Source organism: Colwellia sp. (assembly GCF_013215345.1).
Taxonomy (GTDB): domain Bacteria; phylum Pseudomonadota; class Gammaproteobacteria; order Enterobacterales; family Alteromonadaceae; genus Colwellia.
The window spans coordinates 1-2,340 of the sequence record NZ_JABSOV010000242.1 but is presented as its reverse complement, the minus strand read 5'-3'; the positions used below and the strand labels follow the sequence as shown (position 1 = coordinate 2,340).

At 39.1% G+C, this 2,340-nt stretch carries 2 protein-coding genes; both read left to right on the top strand.

All coding sequences use genetic code 11. The features are described from left to right. The coding region (locus HRT50_RS18645) for a tetratricopeptide repeat protein (RefSeq protein WP_291617303.1) at positions 1-909 on the top strand (909 nt) is incomplete at its 5' end. A gap of 332 nt (positions 910-1,241) precedes the next feature. Further along, positions 1,242-2,340: ferrochelatase (gene hemH, locus HRT50_RS18640; RefSeq protein WP_291617301.1), on the top strand; the 1,099-nt coding region annotated here is incomplete at its 3' end.

The following is a 2,340-nucleotide window of genomic DNA, read 5'->3' as shown; positions in this document are numbered from 1 at the left end:
CAAGGCAGCTTTAATACTATCACCGAGCTACCTGCAGGTCATGGTCAGCAAGCTGCGATGACAGAAGCACAAATGCTTAAGCAACGTGAAATTCAAGCGATGGCGCATATTGAAAAACTGCAACAGCATATTGAAGAAAACGCTGAAGATAGTGAAGCTTGGTATAATCTAGGACAAACCTATGTTGCGGCTGGCGGCTTTGATGACGCGGTTGCTGCGTTTAGGCAAGTGATCAGAATTGAAGGTGAACATGCTGATTTATTAGGTGCTATTGCTCAGGCACTTTATTATAAAAATGATCAACAGATCACTGACCAAGTACAAGAATACATTGATAAAGCATTAGCCCTTGATGTAAATGATGCCTCAACGAATATTTTATTAGGTATGCATAACTTTATTGGTGAGAACTACCAAGAAGCTATTTCTTATTGGCAGCGTGTTATTGAGGCTAATAATCAAGGGGTAAATATTGCAGCGCTTAAAGAGGCGGTAGCAGAAGCTAAAAATAGACTCGGTCTTGCAACCGATACAGCAACTGAAGAAATGGTTACTGGGCCACAACTTAAAGTGAGTGTCAGCTTGTCTGCCGATATTGCTAAACAGTTAGCGCAAGGTGAAGACCGCGTAGTATTTATCTATGCAGTACCAACAAATGGTCAACGTATGCCACTTGCCGCGGTTAAAATGAAAGCCAGTGATTTACCAACCGTTATTGTATTAAATAATAGTCAAGCGATGAGCAGTGAACATACTATCGGCAGTGTCGATAAAGTGCATGTTTACGCCATTGTTTCAATGCAAGGTGGTGTTGGCATTAAATCAGGAGACTATAAAGCTGAAGCTCTTGGTATTGATGTAAACCGCACTGAAACCCTTGAGCTTATAGTGAATAAACTCGTTGAATAATCTGCTTGAATCGCTTAGTTGAGTAAAGCCAGAATACCAATTGAAATAATGAATCGCCCAACTTAGAACTACAGTAGCGAGCTTAGAACAAACGAAATGAGTTAAACATAGTTATTCTATATTTCATTCATTTTGAAATGTTATTAGTTTGCTACTGAGCTCCCGAAGGGCGAGTTTAAAAGGCCTATATACTGCGTTATTGATTTTGATAAGGGAATAACCATTATCTTCAATCAATAACTTGCCTCTAAGCCTTTTAATTCTCGCTAAGTGGTGTATTCATTAATTCAATTGGTATAACTCATTAATATAAAATAAGAAGAAAAATCCAAATGAAATCTCGCTTTAGTGCACGGAAAGAAAGTAGCGATAATACCTTTGAGGATAGTACCGTTGAAGAGCATACCGTTGCAGATAATACTGCCGATAAACAAAGCTCAACAACGGCAGTATTATTAACTAATTTAGGTTCACCTGATGCGCCTACTACTAGTGCTTTGCGTCGTTATTTGCGAGAATTTTTATCAGATAGAAGGGTGGTTGAAATTCCACGCCTGATCTGGCTTTTGATTTTACATGGAATTATTTTACGTATTAGACCGGCGAAATCAGCCAAGTTATACCAAAGTATTTGGCAAGATGATGGTGCACCTTTACTTACCACCACCGCCGCGCAAAAAGAAAAATTAGCTACGAAAATCAAAACACAATATGGTGATAACGTTATTGTTGATTACGCCATGCGTTATGGTAATCCATCAATTGCTAGTGCACTGCAAAAGTTTCAGCAGCAAGGTGTTGATAAAATAGTGGTGTTACCTTTGTACCCACAATATGCAGGGCCAACAACGGGTTCAACTTTTGATGCCTTAAGTAAAGAGTTGCAACAATGGCGCTATGTGCCATCAATCTATTTTCTAAATACCTATCACCAAAATCCGCTTTATATTAAAGCATTGACCAATACCATTATCGAACATGTTAAAAAACAGGGTAAGCCAGATAAACTGGTATTGTCTTATCATGGTATGCCTGAGTTGTTTCGCCAATGGGGTGATCCTTATTATGACTTTTGTTTGCAAACAACTCGCTTATTGAAAGAGCAGCTATTAGTGGCAGATTTCGGCGCAGATGTTTCCTTTAAAGAAACTGATATGATCACAACTTTCCAATCTCGTTTTGGTAAAGCGCAATGGCTACAACCTTATACCGATGAAACCTTAGCTAATCTGCCGGCACAAGGTGATAAACATATCGCCGTTATTAGTCCTGCCTTTAGTAGTGATTGTTTGGAAACGCTGGAAGAATTAGAGCATGAAAACCGCGAAATATTTATAAAAGCGGGTGGCGAGCAATACCATTATATAGCCGCTCTAAATGATCGTGATGATCATATTGATGCGTTGCTTGATGTCTTAGCACCCGCTTTAG